Source organism: Bradyrhizobium diazoefficiens USDA 110, assembly GCF_000011365.1.
GTDB classification, from domain to species: Bacteria; Pseudomonadota; Alphaproteobacteria; order Rhizobiales; family Xanthobacteraceae; genus Bradyrhizobium; species Bradyrhizobium diazoefficiens.
Map to the genome: position 1 here is coordinate 93,667 of NC_004463.1, position 24,842 is coordinate 118,508.

23 protein-coding genes and 1 pseudogene are annotated in these 24,842 nt (G+C 65.0%); 11 read left to right on the top strand and 13 right to left on the bottom strand.

Annotated features, from left to right (window positions below; translation table 11 throughout):
• Positions 1 to 94: 94 nt before the first annotated feature.
• From BJA_RS00480 to BJA_RS00490, 3 genes are all read right to left on the bottom strand, one after another.
• Positions 95 to 334 carry a PilZ domain-containing protein gene (locus BJA_RS00480; RefSeq protein WP_011082930.1) on the bottom strand — a complete coding sequence of 80 codons (240 nt, stop codon included), beginning with the start codon at positions 332 to 334 and terminating at the stop codon, positions 95 to 97.
• 102 nt (positions 335 to 436) lie between these two features.
• On the bottom strand, positions 437 to 2,062 hold the full coding sequence (locus tag BJA_RS00485; RefSeq protein ID WP_011082931.1) for an FMN-binding glutamate synthase family protein: 1,626 nt from the start codon (positions 2,060 to 2,062) through the stop codon (positions 437 to 439).
• Between the two features lie 490 nt (positions 2,063 to 2,552).
• Positions 2,553 to 3,326, bottom strand: a complete 774-nt coding sequence (locus BJA_RS00490) for a ferredoxin--NADP reductase (protein ID WP_028175111.1) — start codon at positions 3,324 to 3,326, stop codon at positions 2,553 to 2,555.
• Positions 3,327 to 3,700: 374 nt separating this feature from the next.
• On the opposite strand from BJA_RS00490, the gene BJA_RS00495 reads away from it, so the two are divergent.
• Positions 3,701 to 4,630 carry an ATP-grasp domain-containing protein gene (locus BJA_RS00495; protein ID WP_011082933.1) on the top strand — a complete coding sequence of 310 codons (930 nt, stop codon included), beginning with the start codon at positions 3,701 to 3,703 and terminating at the stop codon, positions 4,628 to 4,630.
• Between the two features lie 206 nt (positions 4,631 to 4,836).
• On the opposite strand, the gene BJA_RS00500 is transcribed toward BJA_RS00495, so the two are convergent.
• Together BJA_RS00500 and BJA_RS00505 are read right to left on the bottom strand one after the other, a co-directional pair.
• Positions 4,837 to 5,763: an amino acid ABC transporter substrate-binding protein gene (locus BJA_RS00500; RefSeq protein WP_011082934.1), complete on the bottom strand. Its 927-nt coding sequence runs from the start codon at positions 5,761 to 5,763 to the stop codon at positions 4,837 to 4,839.
• A 9-nt stretch (positions 5,764 to 5,772) separates the two neighbouring features.
• Positions 5,773 to 7,071 carry a dicarboxylate/amino acid:cation symporter gene (locus tag BJA_RS00505; protein WP_011082935.1) on the bottom strand — a complete coding sequence of 433 codons (1,299 nt, stop codon included), beginning with the start codon at positions 7,069 to 7,071 and terminating at the stop codon, positions 5,773 to 5,775.
• Between the two features lie 210 nt (positions 7,072 to 7,281).
• On the opposite strand from BJA_RS00505, the gene BJA_RS00510 reads away from it, so the two are divergent.
• The 5 genes from BJA_RS00510 (at position 7,282) to BJA_RS00530 (ending at position 12,695) form a co-directional block, all read left to right on the top strand.
• Positions 7,282 to 8,283, top strand: coding sequence for an NADP-dependent oxidoreductase (locus tag BJA_RS00510; RefSeq protein ID WP_011082936.1), 1,002 nt, complete (start codon positions 7,282 to 7,284; stop codon positions 8,281 to 8,283).
• A gap of 260 nt (positions 8,284 to 8,543) precedes the next feature.
• Positions 8,544 to 9,395, top strand: a complete 852-nt coding sequence (locus tag BJA_RS00515) for a cysteine rich repeat-containing protein (protein WP_011082937.1) — start codon at positions 8,544 to 8,546, stop codon at positions 9,393 to 9,395.
• 129 nt (positions 9,396 to 9,524) lie between these two features.
• Positions 9,525 to 9,740: a hypothetical protein gene (locus tag BJA_RS00520; RefSeq protein WP_038966627.1), complete on the top strand. Its 216-nt coding sequence runs from the start codon at positions 9,525 to 9,527 to the stop codon at positions 9,738 to 9,740.
• Positions 9,741 to 9,930: 190 nt separating this feature from the next.
• Positions 9,931 to 11,085: an FAD-dependent monooxygenase gene (locus tag BJA_RS00525; protein ID WP_028175116.1), complete on the top strand. Its 1,155-nt coding sequence runs from the start codon at positions 9,931 to 9,933 to the stop codon at positions 11,083 to 11,085.
• Positions 11,082 to 12,695 (top strand): benzoate-CoA ligase family protein, encoded by a 1,614-nt coding sequence (locus tag BJA_RS00530; protein ID WP_011082939.1) that lies wholly within the window; start codon positions 11,082 to 11,084, stop codon positions 12,693 to 12,695. Before BJA_RS00525 ends, BJA_RS00530 begins: the two co-directional genes overlap by 4 nt.
• A gap of 180 nt (positions 12,696 to 12,875) precedes the next feature.
• Here the strand turns inward: BJA_RS00530 and BJA_RS00535 are convergent, their stop codons facing one another.
• Together BJA_RS00535 and maiA are read right to left on the bottom strand one after the other, a co-directional pair.
• Positions 12,876 to 13,388: a MarR family winged helix-turn-helix transcriptional regulator gene (locus BJA_RS00535; RefSeq protein ID WP_038966628.1), complete on the bottom strand. Its 513-nt coding sequence runs from the start codon at positions 13,386 to 13,388 to the stop codon at positions 12,876 to 12,878.
• On the bottom strand, positions 13,378 to 14,010 hold the full coding sequence (gene maiA / locus BJA_RS00540; RefSeq protein WP_011082941.1) for a maleylacetoacetate isomerase: 633 nt from the start codon (positions 14,008 to 14,010) through the stop codon (positions 13,378 to 13,380). The genes BJA_RS00535 and maiA overlap by 11 nt, the downstream gene beginning before the upstream one ends.
• Before the next feature lie 204 nt (positions 14,011 to 14,214).
• Between maiA and gtdA the strand changes: the two genes are divergently transcribed.
• Entirely contained in the window at positions 14,215 to 15,255 is a 1,041-nt protein-coding gene (gtdA, locus tag BJA_RS00545) for a gentisate 1,2-dioxygenase (RefSeq protein ID WP_011082942.1), read from the top strand.
• Positions 15,256 to 15,483: 228 nt separating this feature from the next.
• Here the strand turns inward: gtdA and BJA_RS00550 are convergent, their stop codons facing one another.
• The 4 genes from BJA_RS00550 to BJA_RS00565 form a co-directional block, all read right to left on the bottom strand.
• The gene (locus BJA_RS00550) at positions 15,484 to 16,311 is read right to left on the bottom strand and encodes an ABC transporter permease (protein ID WP_038966629.1); all 828 of its coding nucleotides are present in this window, start codon (positions 16,309 to 16,311) and stop codon (positions 15,484 to 15,486) included.
• Entirely contained in the window at positions 16,304 to 17,077 is a 774-nt protein-coding gene (locus tag BJA_RS00555) for an ABC transporter ATP-binding protein (RefSeq protein ID WP_011082944.1), read from the bottom strand. Before BJA_RS00555 ends, BJA_RS00550 begins: the two co-directional genes overlap by 8 nt.
• A 111-nt stretch (positions 17,078 to 17,188) precedes the next feature.
• Positions 17,189 to 18,193, bottom strand: coding sequence for an ABC transporter substrate-binding protein (locus tag BJA_RS00560; RefSeq protein WP_011082945.1), 1,005 nt, complete (start codon positions 18,191 to 18,193; stop codon positions 17,189 to 17,191).
• A 43-nt stretch (positions 18,194 to 18,236) separates the two neighbouring features.
• Positions 18,237 to 19,601 carry an FAD-dependent oxidoreductase gene (locus BJA_RS00565; RefSeq protein ID WP_011082946.1) on the bottom strand — a complete coding sequence of 455 codons (1,365 nt, stop codon included), beginning with the start codon at positions 19,599 to 19,601 and terminating at the stop codon, positions 18,237 to 18,239.
• A 113-nt stretch (positions 19,602 to 19,714) separates the two neighbouring features.
• Here BJA_RS00565 and BJA_RS00570 point away from each other — a divergent pair, with 113 nt between their 5' ends.
• Both BJA_RS00570 and BJA_RS00575 read left to right on the top strand, forming a co-directional pair.
• A complete protein-coding gene (locus BJA_RS00570; RefSeq protein WP_011082947.1) occupies positions 19,715 to 20,599 on the top strand; it encodes a LysR family transcriptional regulator in 885 nt (294 codons plus the stop codon).
• A gap of 67 nt (positions 20,600 to 20,666) precedes the next feature.
• The gene (locus BJA_RS00575; protein ID WP_051000323.1) at positions 20,667 to 20,939 is read left to right on the top strand and encodes a hypothetical protein; all 273 of its coding nucleotides are present in this window, start codon (positions 20,667 to 20,669) and stop codon (positions 20,937 to 20,939) included.
• An 11-nt stretch (positions 20,940 to 20,950) separates the two neighbouring features.
• Here BJA_RS00575 and BJA_RS00580 read toward each other — a convergent pair whose 3' ends face one another.
• Complete coding sequence (locus BJA_RS00580) at positions 20,951 to 21,754, bottom strand: enoyl-CoA hydratase-related protein (RefSeq protein ID WP_038966630.1); 804 nt, start codon at positions 21,752 to 21,754, stop codon at positions 20,951 to 20,953.
• 157 nt (positions 21,755 to 21,911) lie between these two features.
• Between BJA_RS00580 and BJA_RS00585 the strand changes: the two genes are divergently transcribed.
• A complete protein-coding gene (locus BJA_RS00585) occupies positions 21,912 to 22,886 on the top strand; it encodes a ketopantoate reductase family protein (protein ID WP_011082949.1) in 975 nt (324 codons plus the stop codon).
• A gap of 2 nt (positions 22,887 to 22,888) precedes the next feature.
• Here the strand turns inward: BJA_RS00585 and BJA_RS00590 are convergent, their stop codons facing one another.
• Positions 22,889 to 23,566, bottom strand: a complete 678-nt coding sequence (locus BJA_RS00590; protein ID WP_038966631.1) for an alpha/beta hydrolase family protein — start codon at positions 23,564 to 23,566, stop codon at positions 22,889 to 22,891.
• Between the two features lie 126 nt (positions 23,567 to 23,692).
• On the opposite strand from BJA_RS00590, the pseudogene BJA_RS00595 reads away from it, so the two are divergent.
• A pseudogene (locus BJA_RS00595) lies at positions 23,693 to 24,837 on the top strand (acyl-CoA dehydrogenase family protein).
• The last annotated feature ends 5 nt before the right edge of the window (positions 24,838 to 24,842 follow it).

Genomic DNA, 24,842 nt, shown 5'->3' on the forward strand with positions numbered 1-24,842 from the left:
GATCGATCACGCGGTATGGGTCCCGGATCTGCGCTGACGCTTGTCCGGGACGACAGCTGAGATTGTGGTTCGCGCTCATGCCAGATGCAGGCGCCTACCCGAACCTCACACCGATCCGCTTTTCCTTGCGCCAGACCACGGTGCACGCCAGATGCTTTCCGTCGGCCTGGATGAGCAGGGTGAAGTGTTCGGGAATGCCGACCGGGCTGGTGACGTCGAGGGCTGCGCCGGTGTCTGAGAAATTGCGGACGGTGCAGTCGATCGCGCCGCCACCGAACTCGATCGTTCCGGCCTTCAGCACGCGATGCCTGGCTTTGTTGCGTCGCTCGTCCATGGGATGAACTATACCCAAAGTTGAATCAGACGTTAAGCCCCCGCTCTGCTCGCGACAATTTCATGGCCTCGCGCGGGCCGCATCATGCCGTGGCCCGGCGCCTCACAGCGCCGGCTGGAACGTCTCCGCCCGCGCCATCCGCCAGGCGTCGCGGAAGCGCGGGTCCTCCGTGCCTTCGAGCAATTCTCCCGGACGCAGCGCCGGATAGAGCTGCGCGAAAGATTGCACCTGGGTCGTCGACCTCCGTTGGCTGAAGTGGATCGGGCGCAGCTGCTGGGGATGTTCGAGGCCGGCCGCGGCGATCAGCTCGGTCAGCGAATGCAGCGTGGCATGGTGGTAATTGTGCACGCGGTCGATCTTGAGCGGCACGTAGAGCGCGCGCGCCCGCGTCGGGTCCTGCGTCGCGACACCGGTCGGGCAGCGGTCGGTGTGGCAGCTCAGCGACTGGATGCAGCCGAGCGAGAACATGAAGCCGCGCGCCGAATTGCACCAGTCGGCGCCGATCGCCATCGCCCGCGCCATGTCGAACGCGGTGGCGATCTTGCCGGAGGCGCCGAGCTTGATGCGGTCGCGCGCATTGATGCCGATCAGCGCGTTGTGCACGAAATTGACGCCCTCGCGCATCGGCATGCCGAGATGGTCCATGAACTCGAGCGGCGCCGCACCGGTGCCGCCTTCGTTGCCGTCGACGACGATGAAATCGGGATAGATGCCGGTCTCCAGCATCGCCTTGCAGATCGCCAGGAATTCCCAGGGATGACCGATGCACAGCTTGAAGCCGGCCGGCTTGCCACCGGAGAGGCGGCGCATCTCAGCGATGAACTGCATCATGCCAACGGGCGTCGAGAAGGCGCGGTGCGAGGCCGGCGAGATGCAGTCCTCGCCCATGGACACGCCGCGGATCTTGGAAATCTCCTCCGAGACCTTTGCCGCCGGCAGCACGCCGCCATGGCCGGGCTTGGCACCCTGGCTGATCTTGAGCTCGACCATCTTGATCTGGTCCTGGCCGGCGACGCGCGCGAACGCTTCGGGATCGAACGAGCCGTCGAGATGGCGGCAGCCGAAATAGCCGGAGCCAATCTCCCAGATGATGTCGCCGCCCATCTCTGCGTGATAGGGGCTGAAGCCGCCCTCGCCGGTGTCATGGGCAAAGCCGCCCTTCTTCGCGCCGGCATTGAGCGCACGCACCGCGTTCGGGCTGAGCGCGCCAAAGCTCATCGCCGAGATGTTGAACACCGAGGCCGAGTAGGGCTTCTTGCAGTCCGGTCCGCCGACGACGACGCGAAACTTCTCCTCGGCATGCGCCTTCGGCGACACCGAGTGATGCATCCACTCATAGCCCTCGCGGTAGACGTCCTCCTGGGTGCCGAACGGACGCTTGTCGAGCTGCATCTTGGCGCGCTGATAGACCACCGCGCGGGTGTCGCGCGAGAACGGCATGCCGTCCTTCTCGCTCTCGAAGAAATACTGCCGCATCTCGGGGCGTATCTCTTCGAGCAGGAAGCGGATATGCGCCGAGATCGGGTAGTTGCGCAGCACCGCATGGCTCTTCTGGAGCAGGTCGCGGACGCCGAGCAGCGTCAGGGCGCCGAAGATCAGGATCGGGATCAGCAGGATGTCGAAGATCTTGCGGTCGGCGATGCCGAAGCCGATCAGGAGCGCGGTGACGACCGCGCAGATCGTCAGCACTATGAAGCGCGGCGAGAATGGCATCAGCAGGGTTTCCATGGCCCCCTCTTCCAACGGCCCACGCTTCGATTTTGGCGCTTTGCTATTTTCGTCGGCCACGATTCCCATCCTCTCGCCAGCTTGAGGCGGTACGATACGCCCGCGCCTTTCATACGGATATGACGCGGCCCTTGTTTCAGGCTAGCGAATTCCGCCGCCGCAGATCAATCCGCCGAGAGGTTAGGCTTTTGCAGTGCAGCAGAGGGAGTGGGGATGGGAATAGTGGGGCGGCCGGGCCAGTGGGCCTCAACCGGCTGCCCATGGAGCGCAGACGCGTTTCCACAGGTTCAGCTGTCGTCCCGGGCAAGCGTCAGCGCAGACCCGGGATCCATAACCACAGGATTTCGTGACTGAGAGAGCTGTCACTGCGCGTCCTCGCCAAACCACATCCTGTGGCTATGGGTCCCGGATCGGCGCTCCGCTTCGCTGCGCTTGTCCGGGACGACGAGTTGAGTGTTGACGCGAGATCGCGCCACTCATTCAACAGAACTTACCGCTCGACGAACGCCTTCTCGATCACGAAATGGCCGGGCTTGTTGCCGCTTCCCTCGATGAAGTCGCGGCCTTCGAACATCACCTTCAGCTCTTCCAGCATCGCCGGGCTGCCGCACATCATGATGCGGTCGGTTGCGATGTCGAGCGGGCCCTGTCCGATGTCGTTGAAGATCTGCTCGGAGCTGATGAGGTCGGTGATGCGGCCCCGATTGCGGAACGGCTCGCGGGTCACGGTCGGATAATAGACCAGCTTGTCCGCGAGCAGCTCGCCGAACAGCTCGTCCTCGCGCAGATTGGCGACGAGCTTCTCGCCATAAGCGAGCTCGGAGACCTGGCGGCAGCCATGCACCAGCACGATGGTCTCGAACTGCTCGTAGACGTCGGGGTCCTTGATCAGGCTCGCGAACGGCGCGAGGCCTGTACCGGTCGAGAGCAGCATCAGCCGCTTGCCCGGGATGAGGTTGTCGGTGATCAGCGTGCCGGTCGCCTTGCGGCCGACCAGGATGGTGTCGCCCTCCTTGATCTTCTGGAGGCGCGAGGTGAGCGGACCGTCCTGAACCTTGATCGAGAAGAACTCGAGCTCTTCCTCGTGGTTGGCGCTCGCCATGCTGTAGGCGCGCAGCAGCGGACGGCCGTCGACCTCGAGGCCGATCATCGCGAACTGGCCGTTCTGGAAGCGGAAGCCGGTATCGCGCGTGGCGCGGAAGCTGAACAGCGTGTCGGTCCAGTGCTGGACGGAAAGAACTTTCTCTCGGTAAAACGCGCTCATGATTTTCGATATTCCGAATAATTGCGGTTTTAGGGCAAAAGCGCTGCCCGGCCCTGAAAGCAGGGCGGACACCATTGCCATGGCGGAGGATTTCGCGTGTGTGATCTACGCCATTGAGACCAATAATCAACCTCGTTTCGGATGCAATTGATGCCGATCAAACCGGCACTTGCGGTGGAATTGGCCGCATCATTAATGAATCTGCTGCGCGGCGCGCACAGAGGGCAATTTCTTTTCCCTTTCGGGCTCGATGGCAGCACTTAATTTCCGTCGCGCTCGCGAGAATTTCATTAAGAATAGCTCTGATCTTCACCCCGGCTTGGCGCCGATGCCCGCATTTTTGCGGCTTTTGGCGACAGGAATGATTGAGACCCATGGCCAGCAGCGAACGCATCTTCGTCCAGGCGATCAGGCGCTATTGCGCCCGACATGGCATTGCCGTCGACATCCGCGCCGGTGGCTGGCTGATCGCGATGCGCCGGGGCGAGGCGCGCCACTTCGCCTTCGGCTACGACATCGGCCTCAACAGCGCCATCGCGCATCGCCTCGCCAACGACAAATCGGCGACCGCCGAGGCGCTGTCGCTTGAAGCCGTGCCCTGCGTTCCTCATCATCTCTTCCTCAACCCGAGCATGGGCGCGCATGTCGCCGGCCCTGGTTGGCGTGAAGCGATGCTGGCGCTGCTTGCGCAGCACCCGCAAGGCGTGGTGGTGAAGCCGAACGAGGGCACGTCCGGACGCGCGGTGTTCAAGGTGACGAGCGCTGCCGAGCTCGATCGCGCCGTCTGCGAGGTTTTTTCGTCGGGCCTCGGCCTCGTGATCGCGCCTTATGTCGAGATCGAGGAGGAGGTCCGCGTGATCCTGCTCGATCGCAAGCCGATGATCGTCTACCGCAAGGACCGGCCGTCGGTCGTCGGCGACGGGGAGCATACGTTGCGCGAGCTCGCGATCGCGGCGGGACACGACGGGCAGCTCCGCGAGCTCGAAGCGCGCGAGGTGAATGCGGTCGTCCCGAACGGCAAGCGGCGCATCCTGAACTGGCGGCACAATCTCGACGCCGGCGCGCGGCCGGTCCTGATGGAGAATGGCGAGGTGCGCGCGGCATGCGTGAGGCTCGCCGTCGACGCCGCCAACGCCATCGGCATCGCCTTCGCCTCGATCGACGTGGTGCGCGTGGATGGCGCCTGGCGCGTGCTCGAGATCAATTCCGGCGTGATGATGGAGGCGCTGGCGAAGCTCCATCCGGAGCTGGTGCAGGCGACGTATGACGCGGCGCTGGACCGGGTGTTTGGGAAGACAAGCTGAGCGCCAAGCGCACGCTGCCATTCCTTCTCCCCTTGTTGTGGGAGAAGGTGGCGCGGAGCGCCGGATGAGGGGTTCTCTCCACTTGTATGACTGCTCGTGCGGATAGATACCCCTCACCCGTCTCGCCGCTATGCGGCGAGCCACCCTCTCCCACAAGGGAAGAGGGTGCATCGAGACCGCGGCACGATCACCGCCACTCAAACCGCCTAATTATTCGCGCTCGCCGAATCGTCCATCGCCTTGAAGGCTTCCTCGAGTTGCAGCGAGATCGGCACGTTGAGCCGTTCGCCGGTCGGAAGCCTGGCGGTGAACCATTTGTTGTAGAGCGGGACGAGGTCGCGGTTGGAGCCGAGCTTGCGGAAGGTGCGCTCGACCACGGCCGACAATTGCGGCTCGCCTTTCCTGAACATGATGCCGTAGGGGTCGTAGGACAGATAGTCGCCGGTGACGCGGTACTTGTCCTGCGCCTTGTGGCGCGCGATCAGGCCGGAGAGCAGGATGTCGTCGGTCGCGAACGCATCCGCCTTGCCGTCCGCGAGCATCTGGAACGATTGCTCGTGATCGGCGCCGACGGCGATGGTCAGCCCCAGCGAGGATTTCTTGTCGGCCGCTTGGATCGCCTGCTCATTGGTGGTGCCCTTCGTCACCACGATGGTCTTGCCCTTCAGGTCGGTCAGCGACTGGACGCTGGACGCCTTCGGCACCATCAGCTTGGTACCGGCGACGAACATCAAGGGGGAGAACGCGACGCGCTTGGCGCGCTCGGCATTGGCCGTGGTCGAGCCGCACTCCAGGTCGATCTTGTTCTGGAGCACCGCGTCGATGCGGTCGTCCGAGGTGACCTTCACGTAGTCGATCTTGAGATTGGGATCGTCGACCTCGACGCCGATCTCCTCGACGATGGCCTCGCAGAGTTCGAGGCTGTAGCCGATCGGGCGGCCCGACTGGTCGAGGAAGGAGAACGGCGGCGAGCTCTCGCGATACCCGAGCCGCACGACATGCGCCTTCTTGATAGCCGACAGCGTCGGGCTGAGCCCTTCGCTCCCGGTCTGGGCGAGTGCTGTGGTCGCGAGCAACGATGCCGCGAGCCAGAGGCAGCCGCCGATCACTGACCTTGTCAGTGTCTGGCCCATGGTGTGCTCCTAACCATGGCCGGCCATGGCGGGCACTTCGCCCGGCACCATGTCATCAGGAACGGCGTCGCCCGGTCCCATCGCATGCTCGGGCCCAAGCTCGCCTTCCCACTTCGCGACGACCGAGGTCGCGAGCGTGTTGCCGATCACGTTGGTCGCGCTGCGGCCCATGTCGAGGAAGGTGTCGATGCCCATGATCATGAGCAGGCCGGCCTCGGGGATGTTGAACTGCGCCAGCGTCGAGGCGATCACGACGAGGGAGGCGCGCGGCACGCCGGCGACGCCCTTCGAGGTGATCATCAGCGTCGCCAGCATCGCGAGCTGCGTGCCGAGCGGCATGTCGATGTGGTAGCTCTGCGCGATGAAGATGCTCGCGAAGGTGCAGTACATCATCGTGCCGTCGAGGTTGAAGGAATAACCGAGCGGCAGCACGAAGCTCGAGATCCGCGACGAGGCGCCGAAGCGGTTGAGGCCCTCCAGCGTCTTCGGATAAGCCGCTTCCGAGCTCGCGGTCGAGAACGCGATCATCAGCGGCTCGCGGATCAGCTTCAGCAGGTGGCTGTAGCGCGGCCCGATCACGATGAAGCCCACGATCACCAGGATCGTCCACAGGAGCGCCAGCGAGAGATAGAAGCCGCCCATGAACACGACGAGCTTCCAGAGCACCAGCAGGCCGTTCTTGGCCACCGTCGCCGTGATGGCGGCCCACACCGCGAGCGGCGCGAACAGCATCACATAGCTCGTCACCTTGAGCATGATGTGGCCGATATCGTCGATCAGCGCCAGGATCGGCTTGGAGCGCTCCGGCATCGCGCCCATCGCCACCGAGAAGAACACGGCGAAGATCACGATCTGGAGGATCTCGTTCTGCGCCATCGCGTCCGCGATCGAGGTCGGGATCAGATGGGTCAGGAATTTCTCGATCGAGAAGGCGGAGACCGGCAGGCCGGTCGACTGGCCTGCCGCAGGCAGCGTGCCGGGGAAGTTGGCGCCGGGCTGAAGCAGATTGACCATGATCAGGCCGAGCATCAGCGAGACGAAGGAGGCGCTGATGAACCACCCCATGGTCTTGGCGAAGATGCGGCCGAGCTTGGCGCCCGAGCCCATATGGGCGATGCCGCCGACCAGGGTCGCAAACACCAGCGGCGCGATGATCATCTTGATCAGGCGCAGGAACATCATGGCGATCAGGTTGATGGACGAGGCCCAGTCGGCGCGCGTATCGGGCAGGAAGTTGTAGATCGCCGAGCCCATGATGATGCCCAGCACCATCGCGCCCAAGATGTATTGCGTAAACCTGTTCGACATTGCTTACCCCCACGTACACCGGCGCTTCATGATGTCGCAGATATGGCGGCTGCGCAACTCGCTTGCCGGGTGGCCGCGTTGGCCGGATGTTCCCGTTGTGAAACGGCCCCCCGCGATCTAGCCTTCATGCAGCGCACAACGAATGCGCCTGCACGTTTTCTTTGCGGCAGCTGCATCAATAATCGTCAAACAAACGGAGAGGGAAACGCCATGAGCGGCAGCATCAATCGCCAGATTCTTCTGGTCGAAAAACCCAGCGGCAAGCTCGGCCCTGAACATTTCAAGATGGTCGACGGCGCGATGCCCGAGCCGAAGGACGGCGAGGCTTTGCTGCGCGTGCGTTACATCTCGCTCGACGCCGCCAACCGCGCCTGGATGCATGGCGCGACCTATCGTTCAGCCGTCGAAGCGAACAGCGTTATGGCCGGCGGCGGCATCGCCGAGGTCGTCAGCTCGAAGGCGCCGGGGTTGGCTGCCGGCGACATCGTGTTCGGCGACACCGGCTGGCAGGAGTTTGCCGCGGTGCCGGCAAAGCATCTCACCAAGATGCCGAAGCTGGAACCGATGACGCATCTGCTCAGCGTGTTCGGCATCGCCGGCCTCACCGCCTATTTCGGCCTGCTGGAGGTCGGCAAGCCCAAAGAGGGCGAGACCGTCGTGGTCTCCGCGGCGGCCGGCTCGGTCGGCTCGATCGTCGGGCAGATCGCCAAGATCAAGGGATGTCGCGTCATCGGCATCGCCGGCGGCGCCGACAAGTGCAACTGGCTGACCTCCGAGCTCGGATTCGATGCCGCCGTCGACTACAAGGACGGCGCGGTGTTCAAGGCCCTGCGCGCGGCCGCGCCAACGGGCATCGACGTCTATTTCGACAATGTCGGCGGCGACATTCTGGAAGCCTGCCTGCCGCAGATGAACAATTACGGCCGCATCGCCTGCTGCGGCGCGATCTCGCAATATGACGGTGCGCCTGCCGCGCACGGTCCGCGCGGCGTACCCGGCCTGATCGTGGTGAAGCGGCTCGTCATGCAGGGCTTCATCGTGATGGACTACATGAAGGACAGCCAGCGCGCGCTCGCCGAGCTCCAGGGCTGGGTCAAATCCGGCAAGCTGAAGGTGCAGGAGGACATCATCGACGGATTGGAGAACACGCCGAAAGCGCTGATCGGATTGCTCGCGGGCGAGAACCGCGGCAAGCGCATGGTCAAGCTCTGACGACGTATTGCTTGAGCATGATCTCCGCGCAAACGCGTTCCGCGTCTGTCGCGAGGGATAACCGCTGCACACTTTGCGCTGACGCGGCCCTTCGGGTCCGGATCATGCTCCAGTTACGTCGCAATTGCGCCGGCATTATCCACTTGCGGTAGCGGCCAAAGCATCCAAAGATACCGCGCGCGAGGCATCACTCGCGACGATTGCGCTTGAATCACATTTGAAAATCGTCGGCGCTACCGACAGGGCGGGAATTCACTCAGATGTTCAACACGTTGAAACATGCATCAACGCGCACGGCGTTGCTCGCGGCCGTGCTCTTCGCAACTGCAACAGGCGCGTTCGCGCAAGCGCCGACCGACGCGCAGAAGAGCGCGATCCGGTCCGCATGCCGCTCGGACTTCATGGCGCACTGCTCGAGCGTCACGCCCGGCGGCGTGGAAGCGTATCAATGTCTGGCGAAGAACATGTCGAGCCTGTCACCTGGATGCCAGACCGCGGTTCGCGCGGTCGAGCCGGCTGCGCCTCCGAAGACCGAAGCCGCGCCGGCCGCGCCAAAGACCGAAGCTGCGCCCAAGACCGAGTCCAAGACGGAAACGGCGCCTGCGGCGCCGAAGGCTGAATCGGCGCCCGCCGAAAAGCCCGCCGCCGCACCAGCGCCGAAGGCAGCTGCCGCCAAGCAACCGAGCAGCGCGCAGGTTGCTGCGGTCAAGAGCGCGTGCCGCGCCGACTATCCCAAGGTCTGCGCCAGCGTGCCGCCGGGCGGTGCGCCCGCGCTCGAATGCCTTGAGAAGAACAAGGCAAAGGTTTCGCCCGCCTGCGAGAAGGCCCTGAGCGCCGCGGCCGGCGGCGGCGCAGCAGCAACGGCAGCGCCTGCGGGCGCAGCCCCTGCGGCGGCGGCAGCACCGGCGGCCGCGCCAGCCGTGATCGTTCTGCGCCCGCTGCGGCCGCGCGAAGAGCTGTTCATCGTCCGATCGGCCTGCGGCGCCGACATCCGCACGCTGTGCGCCGGCGTCGCGCCCGGCGGCGGCCGCATCGTGCAATGCATCGCCAGCAATGCCGCGTCGCTGTCGCCCGCGTGCAAGGACGTGCTGGCGCCGTTCGCGGCGCGATAAGGCAGCGCACGGCGACGCGCCGGAGTGCACGACACCGATCGGCGGCATGCGCGAATGAATTCTCGCACGCCTGCCGCGATCAACCTTTGCGGATATCGATTTCGATCACGACAAGACCGGGAGGACAACATGCGTTCATTGCTGCTGGTTGCTTCTGCACTCCTCGCCTTCGGGGCGACCATGACGTTCGAGGCCACCGACGCCAACGCGGTGGTGTGCGCCCGCGGCGTCTATCGCGCCGGCTGCGCCGGGCCGAACGCGGCCGTCGTGGTCCGCAAGCCGGTTCCGGTGGTCCGCTGTACCAGGGTGCTGGTGGACGGGGTCTACGTGAAGCGCTGCGTCTGATCCCCGGGTGGCCAAGCCGGCGCGCTTTGGCTATGGTTCGCGCCTGACGGTTTCGGACACGCGCAAGACGCAGGTCCGAAAGCGAGCTTTGGCGCGCCGCGCTTGGCCGATAATTCTGCTGGCGCGGGAGGCCGGAGCACATTAGTCTACCCCTAGATAGTAAGTATACTGTCAATTAGGGAGGCAGACGTTGCGGATCGCCGTGATTGGCGGGGGGCCCGGCGGGCTCTACTTCGCCTATCTCTGGAAGAAGCGTCATCCCGAGGATCAAGTCGACCTGTTCGAACAGAACCCGGCCGACGCGACCTGGGGTTTTGGCGTGGTGTTCTCCGACCAGGCCCTGGAGTTCCTGCGCGCCGACGACCCCGAGACGGTCGATGCGATCGCGCCGCATATGGAGAGCTGGGAGAACATCACGCTCAACCTGCAGGGCGGCAGCGTCGCCATCGACGGGGTCGGCTTCTCCTCGATCGGGCGGCTCGAGCTCTTGCAGTTCCTTCAGCAGCGCGCGCTCGATGTCGGGGTCACGCCGCGCTTCGACACGCAAATTCACGGGATCGACCAGCTCAACGGCCACGATCTGATCGTCGCCGCCGACGGCTTGAACTCGCTGGTGCGCCGCGCTTACGAGGGCGATTTCGGCACCTCGCTGTCCTACTCCTCCAACAAGTTCGTCTGGTACGGCACCTCGAAGCGCTTCGACACGCTGTCACAGACTTTTGTGAAGACCGACCGCGGCGCCTTCAACGCCCATCACTACCGCTATTCGCCGACCATGAGCACCTTCCTGGTCGAGTGCGACCACGCCACCTGGCAGGCCTATGGCTTCGCCTACAAGGACGTCGAACAGTCCAAGGGCGTCTGCGAGGAGGTGTTCGCCGACACGCTCGGCGGCCACTGCCTCGTCTCCAACAAATCGGTGTGGCGCAATTTTCCCTGGGTCTGGAACGAGCACTGGTCGTTCAAGAATATGGTGCTTATCGGCGACGCGCTGCACTCGGCGCATTTCTCGATCGGCTCCGGCACGCGGCTCGCGATCGAGGACGCGATCGCGCTGGTCAAGGCGCTGGAATCCGATGCGCATCTGAACACCGCATTGCTTCGCTACCAGGCCGCGCGCAAACCGGTCGTGCAGAAGCTCGTCGACGCCGCACGAACCAGCGCCTCCTGGTACGAGAACTTTGCCCAGCACATGCAGCTCGACCTGATGGATTTTGCTTACAGCTACATCACCCGCTCCGGCCGCATCGACGATTCCCGGCTGCGGGCGATGTCGCCGGCCTTCATGGCGCGTTACGAGGCCGCCAAGAACGGTGGGGATGCGGCCAGTGAGGCTACCGCATGAGCAACGAGATTTGCGACCAGGTGCCCGCGGACAGCGCGGGCGCACGCGAGATCGGCTTTGCCGTTCCGGAAATCTACAACGCCAGCCGCGTGCTGTTCGACAATCTCGGCAAGGGATATGGCGACAAGCTCGCGCTGATTGGTCCGGCGGGCACGCGCACATATGCCGAGCTCTGCGCGGAGGCTTGCCGCTGGGGCAACGGCTTCATCTCGCTCGGCCTCAAGCGTGGCGATCGCGTGCTGCTGTTCCTCGACGATACGCCGGCTTATCCCGCCGCCTTCTTCGGCGCCGTGCGTGCCGGCTTCGTGCCGCTCCTGATCAACACGCTGACGCCGCCGGATCTGTTGCAATTCTATCTCGCCGATTCCGGCGCGACCGTCGCGGTGGCCGAGTCCGAATTCTGCGCGCGCTTCAATGCAGAGGCGCGCAAGGACACGAGCCTGCGTACGCTGATCGTCGTCAATGGCGAAATGGGCGAGCGTGCTGCGCCTGCGGCGGTCGCGGCGGCAAGCTGGCTTGCGCAATTCCCGGCCGAGCTTGCGGAAGCGAATACCCATCGCAACGAGATGGCGTTCTGGATGTACTCGTCCGGCTCGACCGGCCGGCCCAAGGGCATCGTGCACCTCCAGCACGACATGACCTATAGCGAGGTGGCCTTCGCGCAGAATGTGTTGAAGCTGACGCCTGACGACATCTGCTTCTCGGTGCCGAAGATCTTCTTTGCCTACGGGTTCGGCAACTCCGTCACCTTCCCGTTCTCGGTCGGCGCGGCGACGCTGCTGCTACCGGGACAGCCGAAGCCGGCGACGATCTTCGCGGCGATCGAGCAATACAGGCCGACCGTCTTCTTCGGCCTGCCGACGCTTTACACCTCGCTGACCAAGGCCGAGGGCGCGCAACAGACGAACTTCTCGTCGCTGCGCATGGCGCTCTCCGCAGCCGAAGTGCTCTCGGCCGAAGTCTTCAACGGCTGGAAGACGCTCACGGGGCTCGAAATCGTCGAAGGCCTCGGCTCGACCGAGGTGCTGCACATCTATCTCTCCAACCGTCCCGAACGGAAGAAGCTCGGCGCCGCGGGCCTGCGCGTGCCCGGCTACGAGGTCGCGCTGCGCAACAAGGACGGAAGCGAGGTCGGCGACGGCGAGGAAGGCATCTTGTGGGTGCGCGGCGATTCCAACACGCCACTGTACTGGAATCGGCCGGACAAGTCCGCCGAGACCATCCGCGAGGGCGGGTGGATCTACACCGGCGACCGCTTCGTCCGCGATGCCGACGGCTTCCACTTCTTCCGCGGCCGCGCCGACGATCTCATCAAGATCTCCGGCCAGTGGGTCTATCCGCTCGAGGTCGAGCTCTGCCTCGCCGATCACCCCGACATCCGCGAATGCGCGGTGTTCGCCGCCGAGCTGCCGGACCGTCGCATGACGCTGAAGGCGGTGGTGGTGATGAACAGCCGCACCACCGACCAAGGCGAAGCGACGCGGCGGCTACAGGATTACGTGAAGGGCAAGCTCTTGCCCTACAAATATCCGCGCGAGGTGATCTTCATCGACGAACTGCCGAAGACGGGGACGGGGAAGATCGACCGGCAGGCGTTGCTGCGGATGTGAGGCCAGGCACTGTTAGGGACGCAGCACGCAACCACACTCTCGCTGTCATCGCCCGCGAAAGCGGGCGATCCAGTACGCCGGGACGGTGAGGAATACGGAGAATCCGCGGCGTACTGGATTCCCCGCCTTCGCGGGGAATGACACCGCTATTGTTGCAACATCAGCGTCTTACTCACTCGTTCACCCGCCCTTCCCCAGATGCTCCAGCGCGTCCTCGGCCCGCAGCGGCACCCGCGAGACTTCGTTGTTGAGATCGACGAGCTGCACCAGAAGTCCCATCAGCGCCTTGCGCTCAGTGGGCTTCAGCGGCTCCAGCATGCGCGCCTGGGCGCGTTCGACGGCGGGAATGATCTCGCGCAGGATCGCGGCGCCTGATTTGGTCAGGTAGAGCAGCTTGATCCGCTTGTCCTCGGGCGCGGGCTTGCGCTCGATATAGTCCTTGGCCTGAAGCCGTTCGATCACGCTGCCGAGGGTGGAGCGGTCGAACGCGATCACCGCCGACAGCCGCGTCGCATCGATGCCGGGATGGGTGTGGATCGCGATCAGCGCCCCATACTGCACCGGCGTGAGATCGAACGCCTTGCACTCCTCCATGAAGATCGAGACCGCGATCTGCTGCATGCGCCGGAACAGATAGCCCGGCGCGGCATAGATCGCGTCCATCGTGATCGGGGGAGGAGGCTTACTCGGCATCGGGCTGCTTCTCCGGTGCGGCATCGGCGAACGCCGGCAGCGCCTTGGCGGCAGCCTCCGCCTTCAGCAGGCGCGGATAGGCCGAGACGTCGACGCCGAAGCGGCGCGCGTTGGCAAGCTGCGGCACGAGGCAGAGATCGGCGAGCGTCGGCGCATCGCCGAAGCAGAACGGGCCCGGCTCGTCCCTGATCAGCGTTTCGCACGCCGACAGTCCCTCGCGGTTGACCCAGGCGGCCCAGTCCTGGACCTTCTCCTCCGCAAGCCCCAGCTCGCGCAGCCGCGCCAGCACCTTCAGGTTCTGCACCGGATGGGTGTCGCAGGCGATCGCCAGCGCAAACGCTCTCACCTTGGCGCGTCGCAGCGGATCCTTCGGCAGCAGCGGTGGATTGGGGTGCGTCTCGTCGAGCCATTCGATGATCGCGACCGATTGGGTCAGCACCGCACCGCCATCGTTCTCCAGCGCCGGCACCAGCCCTTGCGGATTGATGGCAAGATAGGCGGGCGCGCATTGCTCGCCCTTGCGAAGATGATGCGGCAGATGCTCGGCGCCGAGGCCCTTCAGATTCAGCGCGATCCGCACCCGGTAGGCGGCGCTGGAGCGGAAATAGCCGTGCAGCTTCATCGGAACCCTCCCTTTTGTTTTCTGTCATTCCGGGGCTCGCGAAGCGAGAGCCCGGAATCCATACTCCCGATCGTGGTTATGGATTCCGGGCTCGACTCTGGCGCGTCGCCCCGGAATGACGACAACCTTGTATGCCGTCCGTCACATTGACGCTACCTAGATCGTCAGTATACTGTCAATCAACAAAACGACGGGAGCCGCACCATGGAAGCCGTGACCAAGACGCCGGAACGCGAGGCGTTCTACAAGAAGATCGACGGCGAAAATCTCACCGCGCTGTGGACGGTGATGGGCGATCTGATCACGCCGGAGCCGAAGAGCGCCTGCCGGCCGCACCTCTGGAAATTCGACGTCATCCGCGACTACATGCGTGAAGCCGGCAAGCTAATCACGGCCAAGGAGGCCGAGCGCCGCGTGCTGGTGCTGGAGAACCCGGGCCTGCGCGGGCAATCAAAAATCACGACCTCGCTCTATGCCGGCGTACAGATGGTGGTGCCCGGAGACGTCGCTCCCGCGCATCGGCACAGCCAGTCGGCGCTGCGCTTCGTGCTCGAAGGCAAGGGCGCCCACACCGCCGTCGACGGTGAGCGCACCGCGATGGAGCCCGGCGATTTCATCATCACGCCGTCGATGACCTGGCACGATCATTCCAACGAGACCGACGAGCCGATGTTCTGGCTCGACGGCCTCGATATCCCGCTGGTGCAGTTCTTCGACTGCTCCTTTGCGGAAGGCTCGAAGGAGGACCAGCAGAGGATCACGAAGCCCGCCGGCGACAGCTTTGCGCGCTATGGCCACAATCTGCTGCCGGTCGACGTGAAGCGGAGCTCGAAGACCTCGCCGATCTTCAGCTATCCCTATGCCTACACCCGTGAAGCGCTGGAGAAGGCTCGCGCGAGCCAGGAATGGGACGCCTGCCATGGGCTGAAGCTGAAGTTCAGCAATCCCGAGACCGGCGACTTTGCGATGCCGACCATCGGCACCTTCATCCAGTTGCTGCCGAAGGGGTTCAAGACTGCGCGATATCGCTCCACCGATGCGACGGTGTTCTGCCCGATCGAAGGCCGCGGCCGCAGCCGCATCGGCGATGCCGTTTTCGAATGGGGCCCGCGCGATCTGTTCGTGGTGCCGAGCTGGCACTGGGTGACGCACGAGGCCGACGACGACGCCGTGCTGTTCAGCTTCTCGGATCGGCCCGTGCAGCAGAAGCTCGACCTGTTTCGCGAGGATCGCGGGAATGCGTAAGGCGGGGTGCTATAGCCTCACATTCGGTGTCGTCCCGGCGAAGGCCGGGACCCATACCGCATGATCTATCGACGGCAGGTGGTGTGAGTACCAGCGAAGAGTAACTACCCGTCTTCGCCAAACTTCTCCCTGGGGTTATGGGTCCCGGCCTTCGCCGGGACGACAATGGAGGTTTTGGCGCGCGTCTCCATCCACATCGTCGCTGCGCTCGCAATGACGGAGTATGTCTCACCGCCAGTGCAGCAACCGCGTCTCCAGCAGATTGATCACCTTGCCCACCGCGAGGCCAAACACCGATAGGATCACGACGCCCGCGAGCAGTTGATCCGTCTGCATCAGATTGCCGGCCTGGAGCACGAAGGCGCCGATGCCGTATTGCGCGCCGATCATCTCGGCGCTGACGACGAGCAGCAGGGCCACCGAGGCGGTGATGCGGAAGCCGGCGAGGATCGCCGGCAGCGCGCCCGGCCAGATCACCTTGCGCACAATGGTGGCGAAGGGCACGTTGAAGCTCTGCGCCATGCGGATGAGGTTGCGCGGCACCGCATCGACGCCGCTATAGACCGAGATCGCGGTCGAGAAGAACACGCCCAAGGCAATGGTCGCGATCTTCGGCTCTTCGCCGATGCCGAGCCAGAGGATCAACAGCGGCAGCAGTGCGATCTTCGGGATCGGGAACAGCGCCGAGATGAAAGTGATGCCGACGCTGCGCGCGAGCCGCGACAGGCCAATGGCAAAGCCGACGGCGACGCCGGCCGCCGTTCCCAGCAGCCAGCCGACACCGATGCGCAGCAGCGAGGCCGACAGGTGCTGCCAGAGCGCGCCTGACATCGCCAGCTCGTAGATCGCGCGCACGATCGCCAACGGCGCCGGCAGGAACAGCGGATTGACGAGACCGGCGCTCCCGGCCGCCTGCCAGATCGCGATGACGAGGGCGAGCGCGATCCAGCCGCCGAAGCGGCTGCTAGCCGGCACGAAGCCCGCGCCGCGGAAGCGGACGCGACGGGTCGCCTCGCTCTTGACAGGTGTCTCCGCCACCGACGCGCGATCAAGCATGCTGGACCTCGCGCTCGGCATCGATCGCCTCGTGGCGGATCAGCGACCAGATCTGGTTCTGAAGCAACAGCAGCTTTTCGCGCGCCGCGGTTTCGCCGCGCTCGGCGCGCGTCATCGGCACGGTGACGACCTCGCGGATCCGCCCGGGCCGGCGCGACAGCACCACGATGCGGTCGGCGAGCCGCGCCGCCTCTTCGAGATTGTGCGTGACATAGACCGCGCCCATGCCGCCGTCGGCGAGCAGGCGGACGAAGTCCTCCATCAACAACTCGCGGGTCTGCGAATCCAACGCCGAGAGCGGCTCGTCCATCAGCAGGATGGCAGGCCTGACCGCCAGCGCCCGCGAAATCCCGACGCGCTGGCGCATGCCGCCGGAGAGCTGCTTTGGATAGGTCTTGCGAAAATCGGTCAGGCCGGTGCGGCGCAGCGCATCCTCGACCAGCGCGCGGCGCTGCGCCGCCGAGAGCTGGGCGTGCAGCAGCGGAAATTCGACGTTCTCCTCGACCGTCGCCCAGGGCAGCAACGCAAAATCCTGGAACACGAAGGTGAGCGGATTGAGACTGTCCGCCGGCGGCGCCCCGCGCAGCTCCGGCGCGCCGGAGGTCGGCTGCAACAGCCCGCCGAGGATCGACAGCAGCGTGCTCTTGCCGCAGCCGGAAGGACCGACGATCGCGACCACCTCACCGGCGCTGACGGTGAAGGAGACGTCGTCGAGCACGGCGAGGTCGCCGAAGCGGTGGGTGATGTGGTTGGCGATCAAGTCCATGCTGTCTCGTCTATCCGGTTCTCCGTCGTTCCGGGATGATCCGAAGAATCAGACCCGGAACCTCGAGATTCCGGGTTCGATGCTTCGCATCGCCCCGGAATGACGGAAGCATCAATCCGCCTTCACATAGTCCTTCGCGATGATCGTATTGGCGTCAAAGCCCTTGTCGGCAAAGCCCTGCTCCTGGAGCCATTTGATCTGGTTGTCGACGTTCTTGACGTCGAGCTTGCCGTCGGGATCGATGTAAGCGCAATTGCCGACCACCTGCTCGACCGGCAGATTGGTGTACTTCGCGATGATCTCCAGCAGCGGCTTGGTCTGCTCGTTGACGGGCGCCACGCCGTCCTTCATCGCGGCGAGGATCACGTCGTGGTATTCGCGGTCAGCCTTTGCCAAAGCGCCGAGCAGCTTGGTTACCAGCGCCTTGTTGGTCAGCGTCTTCGGCGAGGCGAACACCGCGCCGAGCTGCCAGGGCGTCTCGTCACCGACCCAGCCCAGGAACTTCGCGCCGCCCTCATCCATCAGTTTTCGCGCGGTGGAGATCGGCAGTAGCGCGGCATCGACAGTCTCGCCTTTCAGCGCGGCCGCCGCATTGGACAGCGACTGCAGCGGGATGATCTTCACGTCGGCGAGCTTGAAGCCGTATTTGTCGGCGAGCAGCCCAAGCGAATAATGGAAGGATGATCCGACCTGCGTGACCGCGACGCGCTTGCCCGCGAGGTCCTTCGGCGTTTTCAGCCCGGCCGCGTAAGCGTTGTTGCTGGCGAAATAGCCGATCAGGGGATAGCCGGCTTTTTCGCGGCTCATGCCGCCGATCACCTTGAGCACGCCCTTGCCGGCGAGATTGTAGAGACCGGCGGTGAACGCGGTGACGCCGAAATCGACGTCGCCCGAGGTGGTGGCGACCGCGATCGGCTGCGCCGCGTCGAAGAACTTCAGCTCGACGTCGAGGCCGGCCTCGCGAAAATAGCCCTTGTCCTGCGCGATGAAGACCGGCGCGGAGGAGGACAGGCGGAGCACGCCGATCCTGGCCTTCAGCGCGTCCTCGGCCTGCGCCGCGCCCATCGCCATGATCGCCACCAGGCCCGCAAGCGCGAGCCGCGCAATCCCGATCATCCGGTTTCCTCCGTCGTTGTCTTGGTCGTTCTCTTGCAGCCCGTCAAAGCCCTTCGGGCACGGGCTGGTCCCGTCCGATGAAGGCGCCCTGTTGTTTCAACGTTTCCTGCAATTTTTCAATGGGGATGTCACGCGGGATCCGGTTTCCGGAGAGCGCCAGCGCGGCGGCGGAACCGGCCGCCTCCCCCATCACGAAACAGGCACCCGAGACGCGGGCGGCCGACTGGCCCTCATGGGTCATCGAGGCGCAACGGCCGGCGACCAGCAGATTGTCGACGCCCTCGGGCACCAGCATCCGGTAGGGCAGCTCGTTATAGCCGCGCGATTCCGGGATTGGCGGAAAAGTGAAGATCACATCGCCGGGAACATGAGCCTCGATCGGCCAGCCGTTGACGCCGATGGAATCCTCGAACGAGGCACAGCCGAGCACGTCCTCGCCGCTGAGCTGGTAGCCGCCTTTGATGCGGCGGGTCTCGCGGATGCCGAGCTGCGGCGGCAGGTCCACGATGTAGGACTTCTCAAAACCCGGCACCGTGCGCAGGAATTCGAACGCGGCGAGCGCCTGCCTGCGGCCCTCGATCTCGCCGCGGGTGAGATCGTCGGGCTCGATGCCGTTGATGGCGTGGCCATCCTCGCGCGCGACCTGCGTGAAATTCACCCGCCATTCGATGCCGGATTTCTGCGGCCGCACGATGGCACTTTTCCGCGGGAATTTGTGGGTGCCGGCGGCGAGCGCCTTTTCCATCAATTGCGGGATGGTGCGCCAGGCCTCGCCCGCCTTTTCCGGATCGATATTGTTGAGACGGAGCATCATCGACGGGTAGAGCGGATGGCCGTGTTCGTCGCCGACTTCGAACGGCGCCCCGGCCCAGACCGCGAGATCGCCGTCACCGGAGCAGTCGATGAAGATCTCCGAGCGCACCGCCTGCCGGCCGGCCTTGGTCTCGACCATCAGCGCGTCGATGCGGCTGTTATCGCCCATCACCACGCCGGCGCCGAGCGCGTGGAAGAGGATATTGACCTTGTGGCTTGCCAGGAGTTCGTCGGCCGCAATCTTATAGGCCGCGGTGTCGTAGGCCTGGGCAAAGACCTTGCCGAGGATCAGATGCGGGGTGTTGAGGCCGTTGAGCAGGTCGATCCGTGCCAGGAGCTCGGACGCCAGGCCCTGCACCAGCCGGTGGGCCTGGCCGTAGACGTTGCCGTGCAGGCCGCAGAAATTGGTGACGCCGGCCGCGGTGCCCATGCCGCCAAGGAAGCCGTAGCGCTCGATCAGCAGCGTCTTCCGCCCTGCCCGCGCCGCCGACGCCGCCGCGATAATGCCGGCCGGACCGCCGCCGAGCACGACGACCTCATATTCGCCGTAGAGCGGCACCTGGCGCGCTGGTTCTTCGATCGTCGTGGCCCGCATGGCGCGTCCTATCCCTGAAAATCCTTGCTTGGGACCGACTATGAATTAACGCGAGGCGGGCTACAATCCACCAAATTACGCGATCAGCTTTCTCGAATCGCGAAAGGTCAGAGATGGACATCCTGGTGAACCTTCAGGCGTTCCTCGCCACCGCGGATGCGGCCGGCTTCTCTGCCGCCGCGCGAAAGCTCAACGTCTCGACCTCCGTGGTGGCCAAGCGCGTCACGCAGCTGGAGACGCGGATCGGCACGCCGCTGTTTCACCGCTCGACCCGGCAATTGCGGCTGACCGACGCCGGCCAGCGCTATGTGCATCGCGCGCGCGGCGTCGTCACCGATGCCACCGACCTGCTCTCGCGCATGGGCGAGAAGGGCCACGATCTCGTCGATCACCTCCGCATCAAGGCGCCGACCTCGCTGACGGTGGCGCGCCTCGCCGACGCCTTCAGCGCCTTCCAGACCCAGAACCCGCGACTGAAGCTCGAGATCGTGCTGATCGACCGCCCGGTCGATCCCGTGACTGAGGGCTTCGACATTGCGATCGGCGCCTTCCCGCACTCCTTCGGCGGCGTGGTCGACGAGCCGCTCTGCGCGCTGAAGCGGCTGCTCTGCGCTTCCCCCGCCTACTTGAAGAAGCACGGCACGCCAAAGCATCCGCGCGACCTCGTCGAGCATCGCTGCCTCAGCTTTCTGCCGACGGGACCGGAATGGATTTTTGACGGGCCGCGCGGCCGCATCAGCATCCAGGTCAGCCCGCTGCTCTCCTCCAACGAGGGACACGTGCTGGCGCGCAGCGCCATCGCCGGCAACGGCATCGCACTGATCTCGCATTATCTCGTCGCCGATGCCTTGCGCGACGGCACGCTCAAGCCGGTGCTGCGCGACTTTCCGATTCCGGAATTGTGGGTGAAGGCCGCGATCCCCGAACGCCGGCGCAACGCGGCGGCGGTGCAGGCGCTGCTCACCCTGCTGAAAACGTCACTCGCGTCGTCGCTGTAAGCCGCGTCGCGCGGCTGTCACAAGATCGCAGTTGCTCTTGATTGTCGGACCTGAGAGAAGGGCCGCCATGGATTCGATAGTCGTGAAATTCGCCCTGCCAGCCCTGATCGCTCTTGCGATCTCCACCACTCCCGCCGCAGCCGTGGAGCAGAACTGCCGCTTCATCCAGGCCAAGGCCGATCGCGAGGCCTGCTACATGCGGCAGGAGGAAGAACTGGCCGCAAAGCGCAAGCCTGCTGCGCCCGTGAATGAGGGCAAGACGCTCGAAACGCTGCGCCAGATGCGGCAGGACGACGACGCCGTCTATCGCAGCATCAACAACATCTGCCGCGGCTGCTGAGCCGAGAACGCTCAGCCTTTCCCGCCGCCCCAATTCCCCGCCCGCTTCTCGGCGAACGAGGCCAGCCCCTCCGCCGCCTCCGAGCTCTGGCGCTTGACCGAATGCAGGTGCACCAGCCGCGTGTACGCCGCATCGTCCACCGCCATCCCGCCGAACGAGCTCTCCAGCGCGAGCCGCTTGGTCTCGGCCATCGCCTCGGGTCCGTTGGCGAGGAGCTGCTCGACCACCTTTGCACCGGCGGCCTCCAACTCGGCGAGCGGCACGACTTCGTGGACGAGACCGATGCGGCGGGCGTCTTCGGCGCCGAAACGTTCGCCTGTCAGCGCGTAGCGGCGGACCTGCCGCACGCCGATGGCATCGCAAAGCTGCGGGATGATGATCGCCGCCGTCAGGCCCCAGCGCACCTCCGTGATCGAGAACAGGGCATTGTCCGCCGCGATCACGACGTCGCAGGCCGCGATCACGCCGGTACCGCCGCCGAAGCAGCCGCCCTGCACCAATGCGACGGTCGGAATCGGCAGCGTGTTGAGCCGCTGCACGGCCTCGAACGTCGCCCGCGATGCCGCTTCGTTGGCCTCGGCCGATTGCGGCCGCACGCCGTTGATCCATTTGAGGTCGGCGCCGGCCTGGAAATGCTTGCCGTTGCCCCGGAGGACCACGACGCGCAAATTGGGCCTCTTGCCGAGATCGTCGATAGCCGCGAGCACGCCCGCGATCAGCGCACCGTCATAGGCGTTGTTGACCTCCGGCCGGTTCAACGTGACGGTCGCAACCCCACGCTCATCCAAAGTCCACAAAACGGGGTTGGCAGTCATCGGCGATCCTCCGGTCGTTTGTTTGCCCTGCACTATGGCCGAGGCCACGCACCCTGATCCATATCTTTCCGGCGTGGGGCGGCCGCGTCCATCGCATGGCGGCTTGTGTCATGCTGGCGCGGGGTGGCAGCAAGGGATCAGGACGGGACATCACATCATGCGCATTTGCATTTTCGGCGCGGGCGCCGTCGGCAGCCACATTGCGGTCCGGCTGGCGCGCGCCGGCCATGAGGTCTCGTGCGTGATGCGGGGGGCGCATCTGGAGGCGGCGCGTGCGGGCGGCCTGAAGCTGCGTGTCGGCGATTCCGAGGTCACCGCCAAGGTGAACGCCTCCGGGGATCCCGCCCAGCTCGGCCCGCAGGACGTCGTGATCAGCACCTTGAAGGCCACCGCGCTGACCGGACTGGTCTCCAGCATCAAACCGCTGCTGCAAGACGACACGGCGATCGTGTTCGCGCAGAACGGCATTCCCTGGTGGTACGGGATCGGCCTGCCGCCGCGGCACCCGACGCCGCCGGACATTTCCTTCCTCGACCCGGGCGGGCGCCTGCGCGCCTGCATCCCGAAGGAGCGGATCATCGGCGGCGTGATCTTCTCCTCCAACGAGGTGGTCTCGCCCGGCGTGGTGCAGAACCTCACCCCGGACCGCAACCGCCTGCTGATCGGCGAATGCGATGACCGCAATTGCGAGCGCATCACGAAACTCCGCGGCGTCCTCAACGATGCGCGGCTGGAATCGCCGCCGGTGGCCGAGATCCGCGAAGCGATCTGGTCAAAGCTGCTGACCAACATGTCGCTGTCGGTGCTGTGCCTGCTGACCGGCCAGACCGCACGCGGCGTGCGCGACGACCCCGCCTTTGCCGAGGTCATTCCGCGCATGTTGAACGAGGCCAACGACATCGCGCAGCACTTCATTCCCGAGGTCAAGCGCGTCACGCGCAGCGGCCCCGCCCCCAACCACAAGCCGTCGCTGCTGCAGGATTACGAGATCGGCCGCGCCATGGAGATCGACGTGCTGGTGAAGGCGCCCGCCGCCTTCGCGCGCACCTCGGGCCTGCCGACGCCGACCCTCGACCTGATCGCCGCGCTGGCGATCCAGAAGGCGCGCGACAAGGGGCTTTATTCGGCCTGAGTTCAGGCGAGCCCGCCGATCCAGGTCGTGAGCGCGTCGAGCACCTCGGTGAGCGCCTCTTCGTTGCTACGGCCGGACTTCTTCAGCACCGCGAAAGAGTGATCGCCGCCCTCGACCTCATGCAGCGTCGCCTTCGGGCCAAGCCCTTCGACGACAGGCTTGAGGATGCCGAGGTCGGCAAGCTTGTCGCGCGTGCCTTGCAGGAACAGCATCGGGATAGCGATGCCGGCGAGGTGCTCGGCGCGCTCCGCCGACGGCTTGCCGTCGGCATGCAGGGGAAAGCCGAGGAAGGCGAGCCCTTTGACACCAGGCAATGGAGCCTTGGACTGCGCCTGCGAGGTCATCCGCCCGCCGAAAGACTTGCCGCCGGCGACGAGCGTCACGCCGGGGCACAGCCGCGCCGCCTCCGCGACCGCCGCGTGGATGGCGGCGTGCGCGACCGCCGGCTGGTCGGGACGTCCTTGTTTCTTTTCCATATAGGGGAAATTGAAGCGGAGCGTCGCGATGCCGCGCTCCGCGAGGCCTTCCGCAACCTTGTCCATGAACGCATGCCGCATGTCGGCACCTGCGCCGTGCGCCAGCACGTAACAGGCGCGCGCATTTTCGGGCTGCGTCAGGATCGCGGAGACCGTACCGATGCGCTCGATGTCGAGCTTGAGCTCTTGAGTTTTGGTCGCCACAATCAGCCATCCCGACAGACGCTGCTCCGGCCGCCTTGGTAGCGTCACCGGCGCAGCCTGAAAACACAATAATTGTCGCCGCCGACCAGCCTACCAAGCCGGAACGACGCATCAACCGAGGTGACCATGTCCTACCGCTCCTCCTGGATGACCGAAGAGCTCGACGTCTTTCGCGACCAGTTCCGGAAATATCTTGCCAAGGATCTGGCACCGCATGCCGAAAAATGGCGCGAGCAGAAGATGGTGGACCGCTTCGCCTGGCGCGGGCTCGGCGAGATGGGCGCGCTCTTGGCGAGCGTACCGGAGGAATATGGCGGCCTGGGCGCAACCTTCGCCTATGACGCCGCCGTGCTGGATGATCTCGAGAGCACGGTGCCGGAGCTGACGACCGGCGTCTCCGTGCACAGCGCCATCGTCGCGCACTACATCCTCAATTACGGCTCGGAGGAGCAGAAGAAGCGCTGGCTGCCGAAGATGGCGAGCGGCGAGATGGTCGGCGCCATCGCCATGACCGAGCCCGGCACCGGCTCCGACCTCCAGGCCGTGAAGACCACGGCGAAGAAGCAGGGCAATTCCTACGTCATCAACGGCAGAAGACTTTCATCACCAACGGCCAGGCCGCCGATCTCGTCGTCGTGGTCGCGCGCACGGGCGAAGCCGGTGCGAAAGGCATTTCGCTGATCGTGGTCGAGACCGCAGGCGCGGACGGCTACGAGCGCGGGCGCAACCTCGACAAGATCGGCCTGCACGCTTCCGACACGTCGGAGCTGTTCTTCGACAACGTCACGGTGCCGCCGGAAAACCTGCTCGGCAAGGAGGAAGGCCAGGGTTTTGTCCAGCTGATGCAGCAATTGCCGCAGGAGCGCCTCGCGCTCGCGGTCGGCGCCGTCGCCTCGATGGAGCGCGCGGTCAAGCTCACCACCGAGTACACCAAGGAGCGCAAGGCCTTCGGCAAGCCGCTGATGGATTTCCAGAACACCGCCTTCACGCTCGCCGAGCGCAAGACCGAGGCGATGATCGCGCGCGTCTTCGTCGACTGGTGCATCGAGCGCCTGGTTGCCGGGGATCTCGACACCGTCACGGCGTCGATGGCGAAATACTGGTGCTCGGACAAGCAGGTCCAGACCGCCGACGAATGCCTCCAGCTGTTCGGCGGCTACGGCTACATGCAGGAATACCCGATCTCGCGCATCTTCATCGATTCCCGCATCCAGAAGATCTATGGCGGCACCAACGAGATCATGAAGCTGTTGATCGCAAGGTCGCTGTGATCCGG

Bases quoted from the DNA above. Each gene is read 5' to 3' on its own strand.
- BJA_RS00535 (WP_038966628.1), bottom strand. From the start codon at position 13,388: ATGCCGAGTAAGCCTCCTCCCCCGATCACGATGGACGCGATCTATGCC.
- BJA_RS00490 (WP_028175111.1), bottom strand. From the start codon at position 3,326: ATGAGCGCGTTTTACCGAGAGAAAGTTCTTTCCGTCCAGCACTGGACC.
- BJA_RS00480 (WP_011082930.1), bottom strand. From the start codon at position 334: ATGGACGAGCGACGCAACAAAGCCAGGCATCGCGTGCTGAAGGCCGGA.
- BJA_RS00505 (WP_011082935.1), bottom strand. From the start codon at position 7,071: ATGTCGAACAGGTTTACGCAATACATCTTGGGCGCGATGGTGCTGGGC.
- BJA_RS00515 (WP_011082937.1), top strand. From the start codon at position 8,544: ATGTTCAACACGTTGAAACATGCATCAACGCGCACGGCGTTGCTCGCG.
- BJA_RS00580 (WP_038966630.1), bottom strand. From the start codon at position 21,754: ATGACTGCCAACCCCGTTTTGTGGACTTTGGATGAGCGTGGGGTTGCG.
- BJA_RS00495 (WP_011082933.1), top strand. From the start codon at position 3,701: ATGGCCAGCAGCGAACGCATCTTCGTCCAGGCGATCAGGCGCTATTGC.
- BJA_RS00485 (WP_011082931.1), bottom strand. From the start codon at position 2,062: ATGGAAACCCTGCTGATGCCATTCTCGCCGCGCTTCATAGTGCTGACG.
- BJA_RS00520 (WP_038966627.1), top strand. From the start codon at position 9,525: ATGCGTTCATTGCTGCTGGTTGCTTCTGCACTCCTCGCCTTCGGGGCG.
- BJA_RS00560 (WP_011082945.1), bottom strand. From the start codon at position 18,193: ATGATCGGGATTGCGCGGCTCGCGCTTGCGGGCCTGGTGGCGATCATG.
- BJA_RS00555 (WP_011082944.1), bottom strand. From the start codon at position 17,077: ATGGACTTGATCGCCAACCACATCACCCACCGCTTCGGCGACCTCGCC.
- gtdA (WP_011082942.1), top strand. From the start codon at position 14,215: ATGGAAGCCGTGACCAAGACGCCGGAACGCGAGGCGTTCTACAAGAAG.
- BJA_RS00550 (WP_038966629.1), bottom strand. From the start codon at position 16,311: ATGCTTGATCGCGCGTCGGTGGCGGAGACACCTGTCAAGAGCGAGGCG.
- BJA_RS00585 (WP_011082949.1), top strand. From the start codon at position 21,912: ATGCGCATTTGCATTTTCGGCGCGGGCGCCGTCGGCAGCCACATTGCG.
- BJA_RS00570 (WP_011082947.1), top strand. From the start codon at position 19,715: ATGGACATCCTGGTGAACCTTCAGGCGTTCCTCGCCACCGCGGATGCG.
- BJA_RS00565 (WP_011082946.1), bottom strand. From the start codon at position 19,601: ATGCGGGCCACGACGATCGAAGAACCAGCGCGCCAGGTGCCGCTCTAC.
- maiA (WP_011082941.1), bottom strand. From the start codon at position 14,010: ATGAAGCTGCACGGCTATTTCCGCTCCAGCGCCGCCTACCGGGTGCGG.
- BJA_RS00530 (WP_011082939.1), top strand. From the start codon at position 11,082: ATGAGCAACGAGATTTGCGACCAGGTGCCCGCGGACAGCGCGGGCGCA.
- BJA_RS00575 (WP_051000323.1), top strand. From the start codon at position 20,667: ATGGATTCGATAGTCGTGAAATTCGCCCTGCCAGCCCTGATCGCTCTT.
- BJA_RS00500 (WP_011082934.1), bottom strand. From the start codon at position 5,763: ATGGGCCAGACACTGACAAGGTCAGTGATCGGCGGCTGCCTCTGGCTC.
- BJA_RS00510 (WP_011082936.1), top strand. From the start codon at position 7,282: ATGAGCGGCAGCATCAATCGCCAGATTCTTCTGGTCGAAAAACCCAGC.